This is a genomic window from Vibrio sp. 1562, from assembly GCF_033340155.1.
In the GTDB taxonomy this organism is placed as follows: domain Bacteria; phylum Pseudomonadota; class Gammaproteobacteria; order Enterobacterales; family Vibrionaceae; genus Vibrio; species Vibrio alginolyticus.
This window is the reverse complement of record NZ_JAWOVY010000102.1, coordinates 1-1,187: the sequence shown is the minus strand read 5'-3', so window position 1 is coordinate 1,187 and position 1,187 is coordinate 1. Positions and strand designations below refer to the sequence as shown.

The 1,187-nt window shown below is 41.8% G+C and carries 1 protein-coding gene; it reads left to right on the top strand.

The genetic code is table 11. The features are described from left to right. Positions 1-72: 72 nt before the first annotated feature. A protein-coding gene (locus R7Z49_RS23470; RefSeq protein ID WP_395237564.1) for an IS3 family transposase occupies positions 73-1,148 on the top strand; the annotation gives its coding sequence in 2 pieces (ribosomal slippage) (positions 73-322 and positions 322-1,148; 1,077 coding nt in all). Positions 1,149-1,187: the final 39 nt, after the last annotated feature.

Sequence of the window (1,187 nt, the reverse complement as noted above, 5' to 3'; positions counted from 1 at the left end):
TGTAACCACCCCTTAAAATAATACAGCTCAAACGTAGAATTTTCTTTAAAATAACCTAAGAGGATTTTACACATGAGCAAAAGAAAAACTGAAAGCCAAATAGTGGCAATACTGAAAGAAGCTGATGCGGGCATGCCGATAAAAGAGGTTTGTCGTAAATATAGCGTGGCCAGTTCAACGTTTTATAAATGGCGTGAAAAATACGGAGGTATGGAGGCTTCTGATGTAAAAAGGCTGAAAGAGCTTGAAGAGGAAAATCGTCGTTTAAAACAAATGTATGCTGACCTTAGTTTAAAGTCTCAGTTGCAGGAAGACATCATAAAAAAGCTGTAGTGCCTGTCACTGAGCGAAAAGCGTGGGCCAAAGAGCTGCTAGCTGCCCATAATATTAGCATTGTGCTGAGTTGCGAGGTAACAGGCATTAGCCGCACGGCATTTTATTATGAGCCTAAACAGGTTGATGATAGTGAGATTATCGATGCATTGAATGCCATTGTTGAAAAGCATCAACGCTGGGGATTCCCTAAGTGCTATAAGCGTCTTCGTGCAAAAGGCTATCACTGGAATCATAAGCGTGTTCATAGGGTTTATAAGGAAATGAAGCTAAGCTTGCGCAGAAAGGCCAAGCAGCGTGTGCCCACGCGAAATCCAGAGCCATTAGCTGTGCCAGCGGAAGCAGGCAAGTCATGGTCAATGGATTTTGTCAGCGACACGTTGCACAACAAGGTACGTTTTAGAACCTTTAATGTTATCGATGACTATAACCGTGAAGCGCTAGGCATAGATATTGCCACAGGTATGCCTTCAGCTAGGGTCACAAGGTATTTAGACCGGCTAGCGGCTTGGCATGGTTATCCTGATAAAGTTCGTGTTGATAACGGCCCTGAATTCACCTCTTTCGAATTCATGGAATGGGCTAAAAGGCACGGTGTAAAAATTGATTACATCAAGCCTGGTTGCCCCTACCAAAACGCTTATATTGAACGCTTTAATCGTACTTATAGGCATGAGGTTTTAGATTTATATATCTTCACTAACTTACAAGAAGTGGTAGATATGACTGAGAGCTGGATAAAACTCTACAACGAAGAACGGCCTCATGATTCATTGAATGACATGACGCCAATTGAATATAAATTAGCAGCTTAAATTCTACGAGAGAGTTGTGTTAAGGATGGGGTATTTACA